This window comes from Mesorhizobium sp. M1217 (assembly GCF_040318275.1).
Taxonomy (GTDB): Bacteria; Pseudomonadota; Alphaproteobacteria; order Rhizobiales; family Rhizobiaceae; genus Mesorhizobium.
Genome location: NZ_JAMYMA010000015.1, coordinates 129486 through 150994, shown reverse-complemented (window position 1 = coordinate 150994; position 21509 = coordinate 129486). Strand labels below are relative to the sequence as shown.

The 21509-nt window shown below is 61.4% G+C and carries 17 protein-coding genes and 1 pseudogene; 13 read left to right on the top strand and 5 right to left on the bottom strand.

The window, feature by feature from the left end:
- Positions 1-228: 228 nt before the first annotated feature.
- From NKH37_RS24130 to NKH37_RS24110, 5 genes are all read left to right on the top strand, one after another.
- Positions 229-1347 carry a LacI family DNA-binding transcriptional regulator gene (locus NKH37_RS24130; RefSeq protein ID WP_353041657.1) on the top strand — a complete coding sequence of 373 codons (1119 nt, stop codon included), beginning with the start codon at positions 229-231 and terminating at the stop codon, positions 1345-1347.
- Between the two features lie 80 nt (positions 1348-1427).
- Positions 1428-3530: a hydantoinase/oxoprolinase family protein gene (locus tag NKH37_RS24125; protein WP_353041639.1), complete on the top strand. Its 2103-nt coding sequence runs from the start codon at positions 1428-1430 to the stop codon at positions 3528-3530.
- 14 nt (positions 3531-3544) lie between these two features.
- Positions 3545-5359, top strand: coding sequence for a hydantoinase B/oxoprolinase family protein (locus NKH37_RS24120; RefSeq protein WP_353011185.1), 1815 nt, complete (start codon positions 3545-3547; stop codon positions 5357-5359).
- 72 nt (positions 5360-5431) lie between these two features.
- Positions 5432-6340, top strand: coding sequence for an aminotransferase class IV (locus NKH37_RS24115; protein WP_352641907.1), 909 nt, complete (start codon positions 5432-5434; stop codon positions 6338-6340).
- A gap of 19 nt (positions 6341-6359) precedes the next feature.
- Entirely contained in the window at positions 6360-7124 is a 765-nt protein-coding gene (locus tag NKH37_RS24110; protein ID WP_352641905.1) for an SDR family oxidoreductase, read from the top strand.
- 334 nt (positions 7125-7458) lie between these two features.
- On the opposite strand, the gene NKH37_RS24105 is transcribed toward NKH37_RS24110, so the two are convergent.
- Together NKH37_RS24105 and NKH37_RS24100 are read right to left on the bottom strand one after the other, a co-directional pair.
- Complete coding sequence (locus tag NKH37_RS24105; protein ID WP_023721550.1) at positions 7459-8709, bottom strand: NAD(P)/FAD-dependent oxidoreductase; 1251 nt, start codon at positions 8707-8709, stop codon at positions 7459-7461.
- Between the two features lie 7 nt (positions 8710-8716).
- The gene (locus NKH37_RS24100; protein WP_023721551.1) at positions 8717-10105 is read right to left on the bottom strand and encodes an aminotransferase-like domain-containing protein; all 1389 of its coding nucleotides are present in this window, start codon (positions 10103-10105) and stop codon (positions 8717-8719) included.
- Between the two features lie 312 nt (positions 10106-10417).
- On the opposite strand from NKH37_RS24100, the gene NKH37_RS24095 reads away from it, so the two are divergent.
- From NKH37_RS24095 to NKH37_RS24080, 4 genes are read left to right on the top strand one after another with little or no spacing between them, the layout of a single operon-like run.
- Positions 10418-11587: an ABC transporter ATP-binding protein gene (locus NKH37_RS24095; protein WP_502897833.1), complete on the top strand. Its 1170-nt coding sequence runs from the start codon at positions 10418-10420 to the stop codon at positions 11585-11587.
- A 5-nt stretch (positions 11588-11592) separates the two neighbouring features.
- On the top strand, positions 11593-12642 hold the full coding sequence (locus NKH37_RS24090) for an ABC transporter substrate-binding protein (RefSeq protein WP_352641901.1): 1050 nt from the start codon (positions 11593-11595) through the stop codon (positions 12640-12642).
- A 5-nt stretch (positions 12643-12647) separates the two neighbouring features.
- Complete coding sequence (locus tag NKH37_RS24085; protein ID WP_353004344.1) at positions 12648-13928, top strand: ABC transporter permease; 1281 nt, start codon at positions 12648-12650, stop codon at positions 13926-13928.
- A gap of 2 nt (positions 13929-13930) precedes the next feature.
- Positions 13931-14758 (top strand): ABC transporter permease, encoded by an 828-nt coding sequence (locus tag NKH37_RS24080; protein ID WP_352641897.1) that lies wholly within the window; start codon positions 13931-13933, stop codon positions 14756-14758.
- Positions 14759-15262: 504 nt separating this feature from the next.
- Here NKH37_RS24080 and NKH37_RS24075 read toward each other — a convergent pair.
- On the bottom strand, positions 15263-16180 hold the full coding sequence (locus NKH37_RS24075) for an NADP-dependent oxidoreductase (protein ID WP_353004341.1): 918 nt from the start codon (positions 16178-16180) through the stop codon (positions 15263-15265).
- 544 nt (positions 16181-16724) lie between these two features.
- Positions 16725-17234 carry a ferritin-like domain-containing protein gene (locus NKH37_RS24070; protein WP_352641893.1) on the bottom strand — a complete coding sequence of 170 codons (510 nt, stop codon included), beginning with the start codon at positions 17232-17234 and terminating at the stop codon, positions 16725-16727.
- Between the two features lie 141 nt (positions 17235-17375).
- On the opposite strand from NKH37_RS24070, the gene NKH37_RS34085 reads away from it, so the two are divergent.
- Both NKH37_RS34085 and NKH37_RS24060 read left to right on the top strand, forming a co-directional pair.
- On the top strand, positions 17376-17981 hold the full coding sequence (locus NKH37_RS34085) for a hypothetical protein (protein ID WP_502895851.1): 606 nt from the start codon (positions 17376-17378) through the stop codon (positions 17979-17981).
- 194 nt (positions 17982-18175) lie between these two features.
- Positions 18176-18799 (top strand): DUF4236 domain-containing protein, encoded by a 624-nt coding sequence (locus NKH37_RS24060; protein WP_352641969.1) that lies wholly within the window; start codon positions 18176-18178, stop codon positions 18797-18799.
- Between the two features lie 20 nt (positions 18800-18819).
- Here the strand turns inward: NKH37_RS24060 and NKH37_RS24055 are convergent.
- Positions 18820-18996, bottom strand: a pseudogene (locus tag NKH37_RS24055) (monovalent cation:proton antiporter-2 (CPA2) family protein); the annotation flags it as partial.
- A 160-nt stretch (positions 18997-19156) separates the two neighbouring features.
- On the opposite strand from NKH37_RS24055, the gene NKH37_RS24050 reads away from it, so the two are divergent.
- Together NKH37_RS24050 and NKH37_RS24045 are read left to right on the top strand one after the other, a co-directional pair.
- Positions 19157-20146, top strand: a complete 990-nt coding sequence (locus NKH37_RS24050; protein WP_352641891.1) for an AraC family transcriptional regulator — start codon at positions 19157-19159, stop codon at positions 20144-20146.
- A gap of 59 nt (positions 20147-20205) precedes the next feature.
- Entirely contained in the window at positions 20206-21414 is a 1209-nt protein-coding gene (locus tag NKH37_RS24045; RefSeq protein ID WP_031195279.1) for an MFS transporter, read from the top strand.
- Positions 21415-21509 lie beyond the last annotated feature (95 nt).

Sequence of the window (21509 nt, the reverse complement as noted above, 5' to 3'; positions counted from 1 at the left end):
TGTCCTCTCTTCGGAGTCGAGCTGTCACGCCAAATTTGCGATACCAGTGGCATGATCGGTGAACATCGTCAGATCGGCGATCGATTGACAGGGAGGAATTTTAGTGTACCGTTTTACCTGATTGATTGGCCGCACAGCGGCGGAGCCGGACTCGCGACCATCGAGGTTTTGTTCTCCTGCGGGAATTGTACAATGAGGGTCTCTGGGACCTTGGGAGATTTGAACGACATGCCGCCGAAGAGTGGATCGCCCACAGATGCTGCGGACCGCGCCACCATTCAGGATGTCGCGAAAGCGGCGAGCGTATCCGTGAGCAGCGTCTCGAATTACATGAACAATCGATTCCACCGGCTCGGGACGGAGACCAGGACGCGCATTGCGATGGCAATTGCCGAGCTTGATTTCCGACCGAACCAGGCAGCGCGCCAGCTAAAGACCGGCAAGGCCCGGGTTATCGCGCTTGTCGTACCCAGCATCGTTAATCCCTTCAACGGGCAGATGGTGTTTTCGATAGAACAGGCCGCGGTGAAGGCGGGCTACCGGGTCCACCTGTGCAACACCATGCGCGATCCGAAGCTTGAGAAGGAGTTTCTGGACAATCTGGCCGCCGTAGGCGTTGCCGATCTCATCACCATCGCGCCCCTGAACACCAGGCGGGGTTACTACTCGGCGTGGAGCGACCTTTCGATCGTTGCCGTGGACGCCAACAGGCTCGATTTGAAGCTTGCTCGACTCGATACGGTCAATCTCGATCATGAGGCGGCAATCGGGATGGCTGTGGAGCATCTGTTTGCTCTTGGTCATCGGCGGATAGCCTATGTGACCGATCCCCTCATCACCCACAGCCGGGTGATGCGGTTGTCCGGTTTCAAGAAAGCAATGAAGGACCACGAACTCGACGACAGTCAGGCTGTGGTGCTCGAGCGTCACCAGAGCGCACTTGATGTCGCAGACGCCCAGATGGTCGAGGTCGGTCGTGATGCCGCTTCCGATGTGGCGGCACTGTCGCCCAGGCCCACGGCCATTATTGCGTTCAACGACATGATCGCGCTGGGGTTACTGGCGACTTTCCGTTCCGCCGGCATTGCCGTTCCAAAGGACATGTCGATTATTGGCGTGGACGATGCCTGGATCAGCCAGCTGTCATTTCCTGCACTGACGACCATACGTCAGCCTATTGAAGCGATGGCCAGCGCTGCCGTCGAGCGTGTTCTCAAACCAAATGCGGCGCCGGCCAACGCCGGCTCCGACACGATTTTTCTGCCCGAACTCGTCATTCGAGACACATGTGCGAAGCCACAGGAAGATGCTGCCACGCATGTCCGGAAACGACACCTAGAACAGTAGCGCCAAACAGCGCCCTTCTTCCGACAACCCGAGAATATCCGGCCGGATACATCCGCGCTGGCACGAAAGAGGCTTGCCTTATGAATACCCACGCCACCCAGATCAAACCAAGCGCAAATCATATCAGGATGGCGTGCGACACCGGTGGTACTTTCACCGACCTTGTCGTTCAAGATGGCAACGAGATCAGGCTGTTCAAAGCGTCGACGACGCCTGATGACCCGGTGCGCGGCGTGCTCGATGCCTTGGGTCTCGCAGCCAGGCACTATCGACTAGAACTCGGAGATTTCCTGAGCCGCGGCGCCATGTTCGTGCACGGCACCACCCGGGCCATCAATGCGATCATCACCGGCAAGACGGCGAAAACAGCCTTCATCACGACCAAAGGTCATCGTGACATCCTGGTCATGCGCGAGGGCGGGCGCATTGAGCCTTTCAATTTTACGGTCGCCTATCCTGAACCCTATGTGCCTCGGCGGTATACGTTCGAAGTGGATGAACGCATCGATGCTCGCGGCAACATCGTCGAGGGACTGGACGAAACCGACTTCATCGCGACAATCAAAAAACTGCAGGCGCTGAAAATTGAAGCCGTTGGCGTTTGCCTCCTGTGGTCGGTTGTCAACCCGGTTCATGAACGGCGTATCGGAGAACTGCTGAAGGAGCATCTGCCGGATGTTCCATACACGCTCTCGCACCAGTTGAATCCAACCCTGCGCGAATATCGTCGAGCGTCCGCGACCGTCATCGACGCCTCACTGAAACCGCTGATGTTTAAGTATCTCGATGGCTTGACCAACAGGTTGCGAGACGCCGGTTTCAACGGTCGTGCACTGATGGTTACCTCAAGTGGCGGCATCATGGATGCGACGGCGGTTGCACGGGCTCCCATCCACTCGATCAATTCAGGACCGGCGATGGCACCCGTTGCAGGCCGCTACTACGCAGAGCGCGATTTCGGCAACGCCGTTGCGATTGTCGCGGACACGGGTGGAACCACCTTTGATGTCAGCCTGGTACGTGACGGGCGCATCCCCTGGAGCCGCGAGACGTGGATTGGCCAGCGCACGCGCGGCCATATGACCGGCTTTCCATCTGTCGACATCAAGAGCATCGGCGCCGGAGGGGGCTCGATCGCATGGGTCGACAAGGGCGGAATTCTGCAGGTTGGTCCGCAGAGCGCGGGTTCGACGCCGGGGCCAGTCGCATACGGCCGCGGTGGAACCGAACCTACTGTCACGGATTGCGCCTTGATCCTTGGCTATATCGATCCGGACTTCTTTTTGGGCGGCGCCATGGTCCTCGACCGGGAGGGTGCGACCCGGCAATTGCGCGTGAGGGTCGCCGAGCCGCTCGGCATCAAAGTTGAGGAAGCCGCTGCCGCCGTCTTGAGGCTTTCAACTGAAAAGATGGTCGGAGCGATCGAGGAGATCACGGTCAATCAGGGCATCGATCCCACCTCGGCCGTCATGATCGGCGGCGGCGGCGCCGCAGGACTTAATGCAGTCGCAGTTGCCAGGCGCCTTCAATGCGCTGGCGTGCTGATCCCCGAAGCAGGTGCCGTGATGAGCGCGGCCGGGGCCCTGATGTCGGAGCTTTCGTCGGACTATGCGCAACTGCAGTTTACAACCAGCGACAGATTTGCGGGTGACAAGATCAACGAGGTTCTGGCAGAGCTGCGGAAGCGATGCCTTGAGTTCGCGGAAGGGCCCGGCGCCGGGGCACTCGACTGCCACATCGAGTATTCCGTAGAGGCGCGGTATCCGCATCAGATCTGGGAAATCGACGTTCCTCTCCCGCTTGATCAAGTGAAGAGCGAAGGCGATTTGAAGCAGGTCAGGGATGCCTTCCATGACACCCACCAGCGCATTTTCGAAATCAGCGACCGCAATTCCAATGTCGAATTCGTAACATGGCGCGCCAAGGTCAGATGCAGACTGACCGATCGGGCCACCGGCACGCTCCCTCCTGAGGGTGATTTTGCCGGCGGTCGCGCAAGGCGACCGGTCTACTTCTCCGAACTCGGCTGGAGCGACGTCTCGGTTCATCGCTACGAGGCTATGCAGCCGGGCGAACCAGTTGCCGGCCCCGCCATCATCGAATCGTCGTTCACGACCGTCGTGGTCGATCCGGGCACAGTCGCAGAACGCACGGCCAGTGGTGGCCTGCGTGTGGCATTCTAAGGAGGCGCTTACATATGTCTGAGCAAATTTTGAAGAAGGCGCCGGACGGCGTTCAGATGGCGATGATTTCCAGCCGTATGGAGACCATCGCCCGCAAGATGCAGAACACTCTTTTCCGAACCGCTCGCTCCGGTATCCTCAACACGGCCCATGATTTTTCATGTGTTGTTCTGACTGCTGACTGCAAGCTGCTGGCGGCCGCGGAAAGTCTGCCGAACCACACGCTCATCGGCCCTGACTTGATGTGCCAGGCGGTCCTCAAGCACCATCCGGGGCTCAAGCGTGGCGACTGCTTCCTCCACAATAGCCCCTATGAGGGAAACTCCCACGCGGCTGACCACTGCATGATCGTCCCGGTCATCGACGATGAGGGCATCCTGCGCTTCTTCGTGCTGGCTAAGGCACATCAGGCGGACTGCGGCAATTCCCGTCCCTCCAGCTATCTCGCCGATGTGAAGGATCTGTACGAAGAGGGTGCCCTGATCTTTTCGGCGACGAAGATTCAGGAAGACTACGAGACCAACCACGACATCGTGCGCATGTGCCAGGCCCGTATCCGGGTTCCGGACCAATGGTGGGGTGATTTTCTCGCGAGCCTGGGATCTGTACGCATCGGCGAGCGCGAACTGCTCAACCTCGGCCGCGAGATCGGCTGGCATATGCTTGAAGGCTACGCCGCCCGCTGGTTCGACTATTCCGAACAAAAAATGATCGAGGCAATCAGGAGATTGTCTTCGGGACGTGTCGTTCTGGAGTCCGCTCACGACCCCTTCCCCGGCATCCCGGACGGCATTCCTGTCAAAGTGGACGTTGAGGTCGACACGATCCAGGCCAGGATCATCGTCGATCTGCGCGACAATCCTGATTGCCAGCCCTGTGGCCTCAATCTTACGGAGGCAACCGCCAAGAGCGCCGCGATGATCGGGATTTTCAACGGCATCCTCGATCATCATGTCACCGCCAATGCGGGCAGCTTTCGACGCATTGAGATTCGGGTTCGCGAAAACTGCTGCGTCGGCATTCCGAGGCACCCGGCCTCGTGCTCGGTGGCGACGACCAATCTCGCCGACCACGTCACCAATCCGGTGCAGCGCGCAATAGCCGAGCTTTCGGCTGGCTTTGGGCAAGCCGCGACCGGTCCAATCCAACCGCCAGGAATGGGTGTCATCTCTGGGCGCGATCCCTACAACAATGATGAGCCCTTCATCAATCAAGTCCATATCGGCATTAGCGGTGGCGCCGGCACGCCGGTCACCGACGGCTTTTTGACCATGATCCATGCCGGCAACGCGGGCATGTGCCATATCGACAGTGTCGAAGTCGATGAGCTCCACCATCCAATCATCGTCTACGATCGCCATATTCTCGACGACAGCGAGGGAGCGGGCACGTTTCGCGGCGCGCCGTCGGTCTACAGTGAGTACGGCCCGTGGGGCGGGAACTCCTTGACGGTCCTCTATACCGCTGATGGTACCATCACGCCTGCCGTAGGCGCTCGCGGCGGTGGCCCCGGCGGTCTGTCCAGAGCTGCAATGCGCAAGGCAGATGGTTCGGTCGTCGATCTTCCCCCTTGCTACGGGGTCACTCTGCAGCCGGGTGAGCACATGGTCTCTCACTCCGCAGGCGGCGGTGGATATGGTTCTCCGCGGGAACGCGATCCCGCGCGCGTGCTGCACGATCTTGCCGAAGGGTGGATCAGCGTGCAGCGCGCACGAGACATCTACGGAGTAGCCTTCAAGGGGTCTCCCGAAGACGACAATCTTGAATTGGACATCGTCCAAACACGCATCCTGCGCGCCGGCCGGAGCGAACTGGCGGTGGCCATATAGCCCGGCCGATACCCCCGGGTTTTGTCAGGCTGCCCGACAGCGGGCACGATTTTCAGATCAAGGAGAACTACGATGACAGACGTCGATTGGTCCGCTGGCGCGGCCTACATTGATGGTGAATTCATGCCTCTCAAGGATGCCAAGCTCGGTATCACCGAATGGGGCTACCGCCGGTCCGATGTTACCTACGATGTCGCGGGCGTCTACTACGGCGCATTCTTCCGGCTTGACGATCATGTCAAACGCTTTCGCACCTCGATGACGAAGTTGCGGATGAACCCGAAGGAAAGCGACGAAGACATCAAGAATATTCTCGCCGAACTGGTGCGGCGCACCGGGTTGCGCGAGGCCTATGTGGCGATGGACTGTGTCCGCTCCCGTCCACCGCGCGGCGTGCCGCTTCACCCCATAAACGGCCGCAGTTATTTGATTTGCCATGTCATGCCTTGGGTGTGGGTGTTCACCCCCGAGCAACAGGAACGCGGCGTGCACGCCATGATCGCGTCCCCCCAACGGATTGCGCCGGAGTCACTCGACCCGACAATCAAGAATTTCCACTGGGGCGACCTAACGCGCGGGAATTTCGAGGCGCACGATCAAGGTGCCGAAACCTGCATTTTGCTGGGTCGCGATGGAAACGTGACGGAAGGACCAGGCTTCAATGTCTTCGCCGTCATCGACGGCAAGGTCATCACGCCGAAACGCGGTGCGCTCGAAGGTATCACTCGAAGAACAGTCCTGGAACTCTGCGACGAGTTTGGAATTCGCTGTGAGGTCCGGGATATCTCCCGCGACGAATTCGAAGCCGCCGACGAAATCTTCTTCTCGACTACGGCTGGCGGCATTATGCCGGTAAGCCGTCTTGGAAAAAGGATCATGGGGAACGACCGACCGGGTCCGATTTCCGCGCGGCTGAGAACAGCCTTTTGGGAGAAGCGGAAGGACGGCTGGCATGCGACGCCAGTGTCTTACGCTTCCTGATCGCAGGGCGAAAACGCAGATGCGATCGCTTTTCGACCTCGACGGTAAGATTGCCGTGATTACGGGCTCGAGCCAGGGCATTGGCCTGGCGATTGCCCGTGGCCTGGCGGAGTTTGGTGCCCTGATTGTCCTGAACGGTCGCCGTGAACAGCCGTTGAAGGACGCCGCCAGAGATCTGCTCAAGGATGGTCTGTCGGTGGAGGTGGCCGCCTTCGACGTCACGGATGCCCGGTCTGCGCGACAGGGGGTCGAGCGGATTGAGACCTCGATTGGTTCGATCGACATTCTCATCAACAATGCCGGCATCCAGCATCGATCAGCATTGGAGGATTTCCCGGAAGAGAAATGGGACGATCTTGTTCGAACCAATCTCTCCAGCATGTTCTATGTGAGCAAAGCCGTCGCCAAAGGCATGATTAGCCGCGGCCGCGGGAAGATCATCAACATCGGCTCAGTCCAGAGCGAATTGGCTCGTCCGGGCATCGCGCCCTACACGGCGACAAAAGGGGCGGTTAGAAACCTGACCAGAGGCATGTGTGCGGATTGGGCAAAGCATGGTTTGCAGGTCAATGCCATCGCGCCAGGCTATTTCAAGACGCCGCTCAACGAGGCACTCGTTCGGGACCGCGAGTTCTCCACGTGGCTGGAACGGCGCACGCCGGCCGGTCGATGGGGCAATGTTGAAGAACTCATCGGGGCTGCAGTGTTTCTTGCCAGCGACGCCTCTTCATTCGTCAACGGCCACACGCTCTACGTGGACGGCGGCATCACAGTGACGGTGTGAACGCCTGGCGCTGCCCCAGCGCGAGCATGTTTTTTCCTTCGCTTCTCCATCATCCATGTGGACGGGGATTCTCATACAGGAAACACTCTCGACGGAACTCAGTGTGCTATCCTTCGTGAGGGTCATTGTTATCACATGAGGCTGCTCTGGCGACCTACAGCCGCGACGTTCAAAGCGGGCGTGTCGCAGCGACAGCAAGCACTTTTCCAGGCTCCAGCGACGACGACTGGCGATCAATCAATCCCCTTGCCTATCATGCCATTGCCAAGGCAGAAAATTCACTCTCCCACCTCCAAACCCGAGCGACGTTGCCTTTTCGCAGACCGCGTGGACTTCAGGCGCCGAACCTGTCCACCGCAAAGGGAGCTATGCGCGCGAGATCGCCACGTCCGGCAATGAGGTCGGCGATCAGGCGCGCCGTGATCGGCGCCAGCGTCAGGCCGAGATGGCCGTGGCCGAAGGCATGAATCACTCTTGCGCTGCCGCGCGAGCGGCCGATGACCGGCCGCGAATCGGGCAGTGAGGGCCGGAAGCCGAGCCATTCGGAAGAAGGCTTGCCGAGTTTGGGAAAGAACTGCCTGACACCGCGATCAAGCAGCGCCAGCCGGCGCGGATTGGGCGGCGCGGCAAGGCCGCCGAGTTCGACGGTTCCGGCGACACGCAGCCGGCCGGCCATCGGCGTCATGTAGAAACCGAGATCGACGGGACAGACCGGCCGGTTGAGCAGCGGCGCGTCGGTCGGGAATTCCAGGTGATAGCCGCGTTCGGTCTCGAGCGGAATCCTGTCACCGGCCTGCATGGCCAAGGCCCGCGATTGCGCGCCCGCGGCGATAACCACCGTGTTCGCCTTGATCTGAAAACCCGAGCCACTGAGCCGAACACTGCCGGTCTCAACCTGCAGCCCGGTAACATCAGCTTGCCGCGCCGACGCGCCACGGGCGATTGCCGCACTGAGCAGCAGCCGCATCACCGTTGCCGGATCGGTGACGTTAATCGAGTTTGGAAAATACAAGCCACACGCCCCGGTCGCCGCCAGGCCCGGCTCAAGTGCTGCTACCTCTTGCGGCGTCAGCACCTCCTGATGGACACCAAACCCGGCGCGCAGCGCCCTGCCTCCGGCGGCGGCGGCAAAATCGCTTTCGCCGCGATAGAGGTACAGACAGCCATTGCGGCGCAGCAGGTCGGCCATGTCGGCTTCTTTTGCCATTTCCTCCCAGGCCGGCAAGGCGTCAGCCAGCAGTCCGGCCAGCGCCAGCGCATTGGCACGAGTGGCCGCCGGCAACGATTGTCTGACAAAGCTGACCAGCCACGGCGCCAACTGGAACAGGGCCGGCCAGCGCAGCGAAAACGGGCTGTCGGGATCGAGAAGCAGCTTTGGCAGCGCGCGCAGCAGAGCCGGATTGCCGACCGGCATGCAGGCATATTCGGCAATCGTTCCGGCATTGCCGAACGAGGCGCCGGAGCCCGGCTCGTTGGGGTCGATGAGCAGGACTTCGCAACCCTCAGCTGCGAGCCGGAGTGCAGTTGCCAGTCCGACAACGCCGGCACCGACGATGGCGATTTCGACCGTTTCGGACGTCACCATCGATGACCTACACGAAGCCGGGCAGTTGCAGATGGCCAGCCGCTAGCAGCTCGGCCATCGTGTTCAGCGCGCTGCGCAAATCGTCCAGCGAGCGGGAGGCACCGACATTGATGCGTACCCCGTGCTGCACCGGCTCGCGGCCCACGGCGAAGGCATCACCTGGAAGGACAGCAACGCCGCGCTCCAGGCAAGTGCGGGCGAAACCGGCGCCCCGCCACGGTTCGGGAAGGCGCAGCCAGGCGTGGGTCGAGGTGGCGTGGCTCTGGACGTCGTAGCGACCGAGGATTTCAGTGAGGATGGCCTGGCGCTGGCGCAGCTCCTGCTTCTGCGTTTCTATGATGCGCGCCGCCAGGCCCTCTTCTATCAGCCGCGCGCCGATCAGCGCCGTCAAGGGACTGATGCTCCAGCAGTTGATGCGCAACGCCGCTGCGACCTGGCCGGCTATGGCGCGTGGCGCGATCACAAAACCGAGGCGCAGTCCTGGGGCAAGGCATTTCGACATGCCGCCGATATGGATCGTCAGTTCGGGCTCGAGGCTAGCAAGCGATGGCGGCGCATTGTCTGCCAGGGGGCGGTAGACGTCATCTTCTATGATGAGGACGTTGTGGCGGCGGGCGACAGCTACCAGCTCGTGCCGGCGCTCTTCGGATAGCGTGATGGTCGTCGGGTTGTGCAGGGTCGGCACCAGGAAGACCGCGCGTGGGCGGAGCTGCGCGCAGGCCGCATCGAACGCGTCGGCTCGCATGCCGCCACGGTCCATCGCGACGCCTCTGAGGTCGAGCCCCTGCACCCGGCACAGCGCGTTGATGCCCTGATAGGTCACTTCGTCGGCGAGCACGACCTCGCCCTGCCTGGTCACCGCGCCAAGCACGCAATCCAGCCCATGCTGGGCGCCCGCCGCCAGCACCACGCGGCCGGGATCGCCTTCCCCCGCCACCGGTCGCATCCACTCGGCGATTGCCGTCCTCGCCCAAAGCGGCCCCTCCGGCGGATGATAGTCCTGAAGCGTGGCATAGTGCCGGTCCTTCGACAGGCGCGGCAGCAGCAGCCCGAGCGCATCGAGATAGGCCGAGGTCGCAGGTCTGTTGACGGAAAGATCGATAACGCCGGTGTCGTCGCTCGGCGCCGACACGAAACCTGGCCTGTCGCCGCCATTGCGGGCGGCGACCGTTGTGCCGCGTCCGGGCCGCGCTTCGAGCAGGCCGCGCTGCTGCAGCGTCGACAGTGCGCGCGTCACCGTGGTCACGTTGATGCCCAGTGCGCGGGCGATCTCGCGCTGCGGCGGCAGCCGGTCTCCAACTGCAAGTGTGCCGGCCGTGATTCGTTCGGCAATAGCGTCCGCAAGACGCCGATAGACCGGGCCTTCATCCGAGGCGAGTTGCAGGTCCTGAAGCATGCGGATTGGCGGTTTCGGTGTGTTGACGCTCTGGCTATCGGCGCATCTAGCATAAGACAATGCTCCAGACAATAGCACTTGTCCGGCAGGTATTTTCAAAATCCAGCTCGAAAAATCTCACACAACTCCAGAGAAAGCTGCTTGACGGCCAAACTTGTCTGCATCTATGGTTCTTTAGCGATCGATTGTGTGAGCATACAAGTTTGGTTTGCCGCCATTGTGCGGCAGCGTCATGCGAGACCGACACATGCACGGCAAGCACCACCTGGTTTCAACAAGCAGCTTCTGCCGCGGCTCGACGGACTTGCGTCCGTGACCGCCGAAGCGACAGCCTTGTCATGCGACAGTGGCGAGCCTGCAGGGGCAGCCGATGCCGGCAGTCATGGATTTGTCGAATTCATCGATGTCGAGAAATCCTATGACGGGCGCACGTTCGCGGTATCGCGGCTGAACCTCGGCGTGGCGCGCGGCGAGTTCCTCACGCTTCTCGGCCCCTCCGGTTCGGGCAAGACGACGACGCTCAACATGCTTGCCGGTTTCGAACGGCCGACCAGCGGCGTCATCACGCTTGAAGGCCGGTCCGTCGACAGGCTGCCGCCGTATCAACGCAACATCGGCATGGTGTTCCAGAACTACGCGCTGTTTCCGCACATGAGCGTTGAGGAGAACGTCGCCTTCCCGCTTTCCGTCCGCAAGATCACCAAGACGGACGTCGCAGCCCGCGTCGGCCGCGCGCTCGACATGGTGCGGCTGCGGCAGTTCGGCGACCGGCGGCCGGCACAGCTTTCCGGCGGCCAGCAGCAGCGCGTCGCGCTTGCCCGCGCGCTGGTGTTCGAGCCGAGCCTGGTGCTGATGGACGAGCCGCTCGGCGCGCTCGACAAGAAGCTGCGCGAGCATATGCAGCTCGAGATCAAACAGCTGCACACGATGCTCGGCGTCACCATCGTTTATGTGACACACGACCAGAGCGAGGCGCTGACGATGTCGGACCGCGTCGCCGTTTTCAACAATGGCGGGATTGCCCAGCTCGGCTCACCGGATGATCTCTACAACGCTCCGGAGAGCTCGTTTGTCGCAAGCTTCATCGGCGAGAACAACACGCTGCTCGGCAAGGTCGAGCGCATCTCTGGCAAGGACTGCCGCGTTGCGCTGGACGGCGGCGGTTCGGTCACGGCGCTCGCCATCGGGGTCGCGAAGGGTGCGGCCTGCCATGTCGCCATCCGCCCGGAGCGGCTGAAGCTTGCGCCCGCTTCGAACGGAGCAAATGCGCTAACCGCCACGGTCGATGGCCGCATCTATCTCGGCGACCACCAGCGTCTTTTGGCCAGGCTGGAAAACGGACAGGTGCTGACCGTCAAGGTCGGCCCCGAAGCGACCATGGGCAACGGGGAACCGGTCACGGTTTCCTGCGCGCCCAACGACTGCCGCGCCTTTCCGGCAGATGCCGGAACGGGTGGTTCCATCTCGAAAACAGGGGAATAACAACAATGAAAATCACAAGAGCCCGGCTGTTCGCCTTTGCGGCAGCCACAGCATTCATCACCTCAGGACATGTCGCCTTCGCCGACGAGCTTTCGATCATGGCCAGCGGCGGCGCTTGGCAGGATGCCCAGCGCAAGGCGTGGTTCGAACCGTTCAGCAAGGAGACCGGCGTCAAGATCGTCGAGCAAGAATACCTCGGCGATCTCGGCAAGGTCAAAGCCATGGTCGACACCGGCAACGTGCCGATCGATCTGGTGACGGTCGAGACCGCGACCGTGCTGCAAGGTTGCGACGCCGGCATTCTCGAGCGCCTCGACTATTCCAAGATCGCGCCGCGCGAAAAGTTCCTCGAAGGCTCCGCGCTCGACTGCGGCGTCGGCCTGGACGCCTATGGCGACGTACTCGCCTATGACCCCAATGTGCTGAAGGAGGCGCCGACTTCGGTGCTCGACATCTTCGACACGACCAAGTTTCCCGGCAAGCGCGCAATGCGCAAGTTCCCGGCGCAGAATTTGGAATGGGCGCTGATGGCCGATGGCGTCGCGCCGGCCGATGTCTACAAGGTGCTGGCCACACCGGAGGGCGTCGACCGTGCCTTCAAGAAGCTCGACACCATCAAGAAAGACATCGTCTGGTGGGATGCCGGCGCACAGCCGCCGCAGCTCCTGGCATCCAAAGAAGTGGTGATGACCACCGCCTGGAACGGCCGTATCCAGAATGCGATCGACAAGGACGGCGCGCCATTCAAGATCGTCTGGAACAACCAGATCCTCGAATACGACATGATCGCCATTCCGAAGGGTGCCAAGAACCCAGATCTGGCCTACAAATATCTTGCCTATATCAGCCAGCCGGAAAACAACGCCAAGCTGGCCAGCTACATCACCTACGGGCCGGTTCGCACCGATGCAGCTTCCTTTGTCGCGCCGGACGCGCTGCCCAAATTGCCGAACGCGCCTGACCATATGAGCGCTTATCTGGTCGCCGACACCGAATTCTGGGGCGACTATGGCGAGGATCTGGTCAAGCGCTTCAACGCCTGGCTCGCGCAGTAGGAAAAATGACGGCGCTTGAGCCCACGGAACTGGACCGGCCGCGCATCGCGCGCGACCGGTCGGCCGCCAATGCCAAGGCGGCGAAATCCGTCACGGCAAAACTTCGGCGCGCCGAGTTCGGCGATCGGCTGCGGTCGCTGGCGCTGGCGGCGCCTTTGCTTGTGCTCCTGGCGCTGAGCTTCGGCATCCCGATCGTCCTGCTGCTATCGCGCGCCGTCTACGATCCGACGATTGCCGACGCCTTGCCGCAGACCAGCCAGGCGCTGCGCGGCTGGAACGGCGCGGGACTGCCAGGAGATGCCGCCTTCCTGGCCCTTGCCGCCGACCTCAGGGACAATCAGGCCATGGGCACGGCATATGAACTCGCCAAAAGCCTGAACGCCCGCGTGCCCGGTGCGCGCAGCCAGGTGCTCAAGACGGTACGCCAACTTGAGGCTGCCGACAGGCCGCCGCTGGAGGTGATGAAAGCCGTGCCGTTCTGGTCGGCGCCCGGCACGTGGCCGGTCATCGAGAGCGGCACCCATAGCGTGACGTCGTTCTACCTGCTGAGCGCGCTTGATCTGCATTGGAACGCCGATGGCGGCATTGAAAGAGTGCCGCCGCAACAGGCGATCTTCCTGCAGGTGTTCATGCGCACATTCTTCGTCGCCGCGGCGGTGATGCTGGCCACGCTGATACTGGGCTTCCCCCTCGCCTATCTCATCGCCTCGGTACCCAAGGGCCTCGCCGCCATCCTCATCGTCGCGGTGCTGCTGCCATTCTGGACGTCGATCCTGGTGCGAACCGCGGCCTGGACCGTGCTCCTGCAGAAATTCGGCCTGGTCAACGACCTGCTTTTGTGGGTCGGCATTGCCGACGACCGGCTTGACCTGATGTACAGCCGCATCGGCCTGATCATCGCCATGACCCATATCCAGCTGCCGTTCACGCTGCTGCCGATCTATAGCGTCATGCGCACGATCCCGGCCTCGCAGATGAAGGCCGCCTATTCGCTCGGCGCAAAACCCTTCACCGCGTTCCGCCGCGTCTATCTTCCACAGGTTTTTCCGGGCGTTATGGCCGGTTGCCTGCTCACCTTCATTCTGTGCCTCGGCTACTACATCACGCCGGCGCTCATCGGCGGCGCAAGCGACCAGCTGATCAGCAATTTCATCGCCAACTACGTCAATGTCGAGCTGAACTGGGAGATGGCGGCAGCGCTGAGTTTCATCCTGCTCGTCTTCACCCTCGCGCTGTTCGGCATCTTTGCCCGCATCCTCGGCCTCGACCGTCTCAAGCTGGTGTAGCCATGCTGCTGTCTCCCTATCCGACGCCAGGCGAAAGAATCCGCATCACCCTGCTCTGGCTGTGGTGCGGCATGGTGATCCTGTTCCTCCTCATGCCGATCCTCGTTCCCGTCCCCTTGTCGTTCAACAGCGGCGCCTTTTTCATCTTTCCGCTGGAGGGGATTTCGACGCGCTGGTACGCGGTCGTGCTTGGCACCCAACGCTGGCAATCGGCGATCGGCAACAGCCTGATCGTTGCGTTCGGGACGACGCTGATCGCAACCACGCTCGGCACATTGACGGCGATCGCGCTTTCCGACGAAAAGTTCCCCGGCCGCCGCATCGTCATGCCGCTGTTGCTGTCGCCGCTGATCGTGCCGGTGGTGATCACCGCCGTCGGCTCGTATCTGTTCTATGCCCGCGTCGGCCTGGCCAGTACCTATGCCGGCATCATCCTGGCGCACACCGCGCTCGCCAGCCCGTTCGTCGTCGTCACGGTGGGAGCGAGCCTCACTGGCTTCGACCGCAACCTTATGCGCGCTGCCGCCATCTCCGGAGCAAAGCCCATCACATCATTCTTCAGGGTCATGCTGCCGCTGATCCTGCCCGGCGTGCTGTCAGGGGCCGCTTTCGCCTTCGTCACCTCGTTCGACGAGGTCGTCGTGGTCCAGTTCCTGGCCAGTGCCAACCAGCGCACCATGCCGCTCGAAATGTTCATAGGCCTGCGCGAAAAGCTCTCCCCGGCAATCACCGCCGCGGCGACACTGATGATGGGGCTGTCGATCATCCTCCTGGTCGTCGCCAATCTTCTGGCCCGACGCAGCCGGCGTCGGCCAAGCGCGAGCGAGTAACTCATGGCCTTGCCGCCCTGGTCGGCGATCGTCGGAAGAGACGGGATGGGCACGACGCGGTCATTGAAAGGTCCATTCGGGATCTTCGCCTTTGCAGTTGAGACTTCAATCCCACCTGCTTGAATGTCTGCCATCGCTTTGGGATGCCAGAAGCTGCAAGTCCGCTCTCGGCCCCACGACAGCCGCTGAATTGCCGGACCACCTTGGCCGCGGATAGCGCGTGCCGACGTTCTCTCCAAGTCGCAGAAGATGCAGTCGTGAACGCAAGGTGCGACAACACGAAGGCGACTGACTCATTGGGTGATGGCGCCGTTGGCGGCAGGACAACGAACGATTCGATTGAGCCCGGTGCGGTCGCTGGTGCGCGGTCCATCAACTAGTCACGTGCCAGAATGACGCCGTTCTTTACCAGAAGGAGAAGCCTGCTCGCCGTCCAATACTGCGAGGATGGGAAACCAGTTCAGAATCTAAATGAGGGCAGAACCGCTCCCCGTCCCCAGGCCCTTACGGACGAACGCGGATGATCGTCTTCCCCGTGCGTCGCTCGGTCGGGTTGAAGGCGGCGACGGCGTCATCGAGGGTCGAGACGTTGCCGATGTTTGTCCGTAGCCGCCCGTCCCGCACCCGCTGGACGATCTCACTCAGTTGAGCACGATCGGACTCGACAACGAAGTCGACCGCCAGGCCATTGTCGGGCCGCGCGTAGGGGGGCCCGACGACGGTCACCAGCGTTCCTCCGGCTCGAAGCAGGCCCGCGGACCGCTTCTGGATGTCGCCCCCGATGACATCGAACACCAGATCGACGTCGCCGACGTCTTCCAGAGCATCGTTCTCGAGGTCGACGAACTCGTTCACGCCGAAGTCGAGCGCCTTCTGACGGTCGGCAGAGCGTCCGGTGCCAATGACGTAGGCGCCGGCCTCTCGTGCGAGTAGCGTCACGATCGAACCGACTGCGCCGGCCGCGCCGTGCGCGAGGACGCTCTGCCCCGGCTGAAGGCGGCCGTGCTGAAACAGTCCCTGCCACGCAGTCAGGCCCGAGATTGGCAGGCTCGCGCCCACCGTGAAGTCGACATCGCCAGGTAGTGGCGCGAGGTTGCGTGCCTCGACGGCCACATACTCCGCCAGGGTGCCGTCGCGATACCAATCGGCGAGGCCGAACACCCGCTGGCCCACAGACAGTCCCGTCGTGCCGTAGCCGAGGGCGATGACCACTCCGGCCAGCTCGTGCCCGGGGATCGACGGTGTTCGGTCACGGTCGAGGCGATCAGTCCAGGTCGAGGGCCACGTCAGCTCAGTCGGGACGAATCCCGACGCATGAACCTGAACGACGACGTCGTTTGTCGCTGCCTGCGGCTCGGGTCGCTCGGCCAGCTTCATCCCGGCCGTTCCCGCGGCCCGATCCGCTACTACGATTGCCTTCATCGGAATTGTCTCCTCGGTCATCTGTCACCTGGCGATGGCCGGTAGATATATGTCCGGCTCTGGTCATGAAACAGGACCAAGATTGGCGGAAATGATGGTACCATTGCGCCATGGCCGCCATGCCCATCCATCTCGACCGCGCCGCAAGGACGCCGCTGGCGACGCAGATCTACCGGGCGGTCCTTCCGGCGGGCCTTGCAGCCGGCCTTTACTTCGCCGGGATTGTGAATCGAGGAAATATCGGGGTTATTGCCGCTATCCGAAAGCTGGCTGCGCGATAGCTTAGGCAACCAAGTTGATCACCTGATCACATTGAATGATGGCCACTTGGTCCTCGAGCGCGCTTTGGTGAGACGGCAACGCGTACAAGCAATTTTCGTTGTGTTTTCTATTTGGCGGCAACGACCAATGGGCACCCTCGATCGTTGCCGTCCGCCGCCGCTCCTATTCAGTTCCAAGCCGGAGCTCGCTCGTCGACATCGGAGCCGGTGTTAACCAGCTTCCGCGCCGAGCCCTCACTTCACGATCGCTACGTTCCCACCGATCACCGCTTGGCGCTGTCGCTGTCCGCTTCGGCCCGCGCAAGGAACTGCTCGGTCGTTGAGGCAAGATGGGTTTTCAGCCAATCCGCCATCGCGACTTCCTCTCGCAGGTTCTCTTCGCAAGCCCGAAGAACCTCGGTTTCGCCGAGCGATCGCGCAGCGGCAATCAGGATCGTGTAGGAGGCGATTTCCATGTGCTCGAACGTGTAGCTCGCCAGCGATCCTTTCATCACCTCGTCTCCGGCGAAGACACCGCTCAGCGATTGCGCCATCGCCGTCAGCTTGCCGCCAGCGTCCTTCATCGTGGATGAACCCTCGTCCATCTGATCGAGACAAGTCCTCAGCCGAGCGGCCTGCTGCTTGGTTTCGTCGAGGTGCTGTCGGATCCGGTCGCTCAGTTCGGGATAATTCTCGATACGACGCAACTGCCCGTTCAACATCGTCTCTGCCTGCTCTTCCATGGCATGAGCGTCTCTAAGCCATTGGACAAACCATTCCCGGCTTTCTGACATTTCGAATCTCCTTTGCTACTTAAGGAAAAACTTTCGGAAGAAGACATTGTTCCGGAGCAAAGCCCGCCGAACGGCCCTTGACAGTCCCAGAGGATCAGCGACGTAGCGGATCTCAATTCACCTCACGAAGATTCCTCAGCAATGCGGGTGAAGGCCAAGATCGCGGAAGACCGGCGCAAGGAAAACGGCCCGTGGACGCTCGCCGCTGCGCCGCTCCATTACAAAGTCCAACTGGCACTGGCCCGCTTCCTGGCCATCGGACGCGGCGACATACGGCGACATATTGAAGTGCCGCGCATGGCATACTGCGACCGCTGCATGTCGTTCCTGGCAAGTAAGAACGGCAAGCAGATGAAGCTACCAGTGCTCGGCGAAGCTGAAGTGGATTCTCGACGAGGCGCTGATCGCGGCGGCTGGCGCTCCGCATTGAGCCTTGTGCCTCACCGCACCACCGCAGTCACAAGGAACGCGACGGCCTTTCCGCTCGTTGATTGGTTTTCGAATCGAGCCGCCGTCATGCCCTCCATATCGATACGCAAAACGGAATACGATCTCGAAAGAAGAATCCTCTCGGTCTGGTTCGTGGCCAGCGGTAAGCGGTACGAGTTTGAGGGCGTAGCAGTGAAGGAAATGCTTCGCACATTGCGCGGCGAACGTGCTCCGCAGGGATTTCCGGCAGAAGCTCTGTTGCGGCGGGGCCGAACAAGGGGCGAGCTTCTTGCCGGGCCTACGCCAACACCAGAGTGAGTTCAGGGTCCGAGACAAGCTCTAGAATCTCGCCTGCTTCGAATGCTGCCCGTAATCACACGAAAACTCATTCCCGACCGCCTGTGCCGATGATCTCCGGGGATACGCCACGACGCCTGCTTGATTTATGCGGGAGTCTCCCGACTACGTTGCTGGATGGTAGCACGCCACAACTTGAGACGGTTTTGATCGAGATGATTGTCCAAGCTGCAGACTTTCCGGCGGCCAGCTTCGATTCCGTAGCAGGCGACTGCGCCGATAAATCTGGAGGCCGAATACTCTTCAATGTTCGCGTTAACAGCCATGCGGATGTTCAGCGAGTTGCCGCCGTCGCGAGCAAATCGGACGGGGGGATGACTCCTTTGCTTCTGCTGTTGGATCGTACGGGGACATCGATCAAGATCCATGAGGTGCCGGTTGAAGACTACCCGTTGGTAGTCTCCATCGCCCGTTGGGCCAATCAGCCCCTTCACTCGCAAGCCATTACCAGCGTCAATGTCGAGGTTACCCCAATCTGTAAGGATGCGCCGGGAGTCCGGATAAATCTCAACGCGAAAAGTGCCAGTGTGCGGGTTGGACCGAAAGGGCTTGGATATACAGTTAGCACAACAGGCAAAAAGCGCCTCAGTGCGAGCATCCCGGGCACCGGACTTTCTTATTCAAAGGTTGTTTCGTCGAAGCGACAGCCAGTGCCTAGCGTGCCGTCGCAATTAGTTGCTTCTCAAACTAAGCCGTCTTCGAAGGGCCCGCTCGCCCTTGTGCTATTCGCCATGGGCGCTGGACTGGTTTGGTGCAGCACGCCATATAATGAAACCTAGATTACCGGAGGACGGTTATTAACTACTTCCGACTCGGAAAAAATACGAAATCCGAACGGGCCGATGACGACGCCGGCGACGAGGTAGCCCAGGATCGAGCCCAGCCCCATGCGTTCTGAAGATCGAACGGCGACGACCCCTGCGGCAAGCAGCGCCACCACCTGAACGAGATCGCTACCCGATGCTTCCGCCGCCATGCCTCTTGTCCCAGTGTCTTGCAGCACTCCTTGCATGCACTGGGAGCGGGAGGCAAGGGCGAGAAGCCTGCCAGGAACGGTACGTGCCGTTGCAGCGATTCCTCTGGTGAAACGACGGTCCCCACTTGCTTGCCGGACGTTCGGCATTTATATCTGCCAAATGCTTGACCATTCGTCTCGACCGTCTTCGCTGCCAAATATCCCGATGGATGCGCTCAGCGAAGTTCTGCAAGACTTTCGCTTGAGTGGTGTCAACTATGGCCGCTGCGAACTCCGACATCCATGGAGCATAGAATTTCCGCAACAAAAGCTGCTTCGGTTTCATTTTGTCGGCCAAGGTCCATGCTGGATTCATACCGACAGCCAAGGCTGGCAGGAGTTGCGCGATGGCGATCTGGTGCTGCTGCCGCAAGGCATCGGCCACCGGCTGGCGAGTGCGCCGGACGTGGTAGGCGACTCGCTTGAGGGTTGCCAGGTGATCAAGTTGGGGGGCAACGTATGCGAAGTGGTGCGGGAAGGAACGGGCGCCACAAGCACCCTTTTCTGCGGCTCCATGGCCTTGGGCTCTTGTGCGCTCAACCCATTGATCACGTTGATGCCGTCTGTCATCAAGGGTTGCGACGTGGCTGGCAATGACCCTGTCGTAGGTCCTTTGCTGGCGGCTATGACGGTGGAGGCCGCGCAACCGCAGATGGGCAGCGCCACCATCTTGTCGCGTATGGCGGATTTGCTGACAGCCAGGCTCATCCGCTGCTGGGTCAATTGCAACGGAGCCTCGACCACCGGTTGGCTCGCAGCCATCCGCGACCCCCATATTGGCCGGGCTCTGGCAGCCATGCACCGAGATCCCGGCCACAACTGGACGCTGGGAAGCCTCGCTAGCGTGGCAGGCCAATCGCGATCGATTTTCGCCGAGCGCTTCAGCGCTGTCCTGGGGGAGGGTGCTGCACATTATCTCGCCCGCCTGCGCATGCAGCTTGCCCGCGAGTTGCTGGGCCAAAACGGCTTGTCGGTTGCCGAAGTCGCTACCCGTTTGGGCTACGATTCGGAAGCATCCTTCGCGCGCGCATTCAAGCGCATCACCAATGTCTCGCCGGGTGTTGTGCGCCGCACAATTCCCGGACGATTAGATATGAATTTCGGATTCTGAGACACATATCATCCGGGCGGACTCGTCTATGAAGATCTCTAAACTTTGGAGATCTTCCCGTGACTGACACAACATTACAGCTTGAAGAGGCCGCGATTGGCCTTGATGCCGATGCGCCAGCCACATGGAGCGTGGCCACCTGGTTCGCGGTCATTTCATTGGCGGCCACCAGCTTTGCCCTGGTGTCAGCCGAATTCCTTCCGGCAGGTCTGTTGACGCCGATGGCGCGCGACCTCGGCATCAGCGAGGGAACGGCCGGCCAGGTCGTCACCGCCACCGCTTCCGTCGGCGCCGTGACGGCCATGTTGAGCAATGTTCTCATCGGCCGGTTGAACCGCAAGACGGTGCTGGTTGGCCTCATGGCCTTGGCGGTCGCGTCCAATATTCTTGCGGCGTTGGCGCCCAATTTCTGGCTGTTGTTGTTGGGCCGGGCCGGGCTGGGGATCGCGCTTAGCGCTTTCTGGGCACTTTCGGTTGCCGTCGTAGCGAGGCTGGTTGGCGCCAATGCGACGGGTCGGGGCATGGCTATCGTTACCCTCGGCGTCTCACTCGCCACCATTGCCGCGCCGTCGATGGGTGCATTGATAAGCGACTGGCTGGGATGGCGCAGCGCCATGGCCATGACAGCGGGGCTGGCCGTGATTGCCATGCTGCTGCAGTTGCTTAGCCTGCCGACCTTGCCTGCGGCAGCAAGCAACAGTCTTGCCGACGTGTTTCGGCTGACACGGCGGCGTGGCATTCAACTCGGCATGCTTGCCATTGTTTTGCTGATGACGGGGCATTTTGCCGGCTCTGTCTATGTGCGCCCGTTCCTCGAACAGGTGACGCTCCTTGGCACCGGGCCAATTGCCTTGGCGTTGCTCGGATTTGGCAGCGCCGCTGTGATCGGCAATATTGCCGGCGGCCGCATGGCCGATGCCAATATCCGCATGGCTCTCGTGGTCACCGCCGCGCTGATGGCGTTTGCGGCGCTGGCATTGGTGCTTTTGGGGGCGCACATTGGCGTTGCCTTCGGGTTCGTTACGCTTTGGGGCTTCGCCTTCGGCATGGGGCCGGTGGTGCTGCCGACCAATCTGTCCCGTGCGGCACCTGATGCGCTGGAAGCGGCGGGCAGCCTGATGGTCGTCTCTTTCCAGGTGGCCATTACTGTCGGCGCGGTTGTCGGTGGCTATGTCGTGGACACATATGGGGCCACGGCGCCCTTGACGCTTACCGCCGTCCTTGCCGCCACGACGGCTGTGCTGGCGCTGCTGCAGCCTCGCAGCTGAGTTTTTGCCGCAGTTGACGCCGGCGGCCTCAAATCCGGGCCGCCGCGATGTCGCAGCCGCGTTACACAAGCTTTATGCAGTTCTCGCGTTGCGTT